Annotated in this window: 1 protein-coding gene; it reads right to left on the bottom strand. The window is 61.7% G+C overall.

Annotated features, from left to right (window positions below):
* Positions 1–462 precede the first annotated feature (462 nt).
* Positions 463–1008 (bottom strand): hypothetical protein, encoded by a 546-nt coding sequence (locus IEZ01_RS34410; protein ID WP_189205718.1) that lies wholly within the window; start codon positions 1006–1008, stop codon positions 463–465.
* Positions 1009–1420: the final 412 nt, after the last annotated feature.

Genomic DNA, 1420 nt, shown 5'->3' with positions numbered 1-1420 from the left:
CATCAGGGCCTGCTCGAACTGGCTTGCAGCCTCATATGCCTCCGCCGCCTGCGGACCTCATTCTGAAACGATCAGTTTAGTGATCAGTCTGCACGCGTCTGAAGGGGGGATTGGGCTGAGTTCCCGACCCTCGGGGAAGACCGAGCGCGCTCGGCCGAGGCGCCTTCGGCGCCTGCTCCTCTGCCTCGCTCCGCAAGGAAACGCCTCGCTGCGCTCGACGAGGCTCGGCGCAGCCGAGCCCAGGCCCGGCCCTTCGGGCCGGGGGTCCTGCGCTTCGCTGCGGACCGGAACTGACCCCGTTTCACGGGGTCTGGGCCTTCGGCCCGTTGGGCGGGTCCGCTTCGCTCCCCCGCCCGGTCTTTTCCGGTTTCGCCTCCAAGAAAAGCCCGCCCCGCAGGGGGCTGGCAATTGGGCCCCCGCTAAGCCGAGCCCAATTGCTGCACTGGGTTCTAAAGTTGGCGGCTAGTGGAAACTCATCGAAATAGCTTCCAGGTTCTGATTCTTGCCGGTCGTACCCACTTCGATCCAGGTGCCAATGGAGAAGCCCGTATAACCCTCGTTCTGCACGTGCGCATTTGCCCATACAGTCTTGGTGCTACTGAAACGAATAGCTTCCATCGGGCGGTTTTGTCCGGTGGTTCCAATAGTGATGGTCTGGCCGCCCTCCGCACACGTCTCCTTCGGGCCCCAGCCTACGTTCCGCGTGTGAGCCTGGGCGCAGAACCAGCCAACCCCGTATGCGGTGATCTCTAGAGCTTCGATAGCCCTGTTCTGCCCCATAGTTCCTGACCATCCACCGCAAGTGGGTTTAGTCTCCCATCCCACACCTGAAACGTGGGCCCGGTAACATACGGAGACAATCGTCGCATCCGGTGCCGCCGTAGCGGCTTGTGCTGTACCGGTAGCAGTCAGAACCAACGCCGATACGGCAGAGAATGAAGCCAAAGCCCTTGCAAAACTCTTCACATTTACCCCCAAGATCGAATCCCCCATGCTGAAAATCAGCAACTCTCGCTTACTGTACCAGCATGATCACTTCCTGCAAAACAACGTTGAGCGAGTGTCAGATGCTGTGCATGCGCTGCGTCGCTTCGGGTGGGCCCAAGCTCCCTCTCTTCGTAAGCGGCACTCGGGTCAGCAGCCGGAATGCATTGCTCCGCGCTTGAGTTGGTGACCAACCCTCCCAGACCCGCGAAGGGAAAGCCGCGCTCCATGGACCGTGACCGGGCTGCGCCTTGTCCCGAACGTCCCTCTGCGCCGGACGAGGTGACCCGTTTCACGGGGTCCGGGCTACGGCCCGTTGGGATATCTGCTCCACTCTCACCCCGGGTCCCCCAGCCTCTAACTGATCGTTTCAGAATGAGGTCCGCAGGCGGCGGAGGCATATGAGGCTGCAAGCCAGTTCGAGCAGGCCCTGATG

The organism is Streptomyces purpureus (assembly GCF_014648195.1).
Classification (GTDB): domain Bacteria; phylum Actinomycetota; class Actinomycetes; order Streptomycetales; family Streptomycetaceae; genus Streptomyces; species Streptomyces purpureus.
This window is presented reverse-complemented; position numbering and strand designations above follow the sequence as displayed.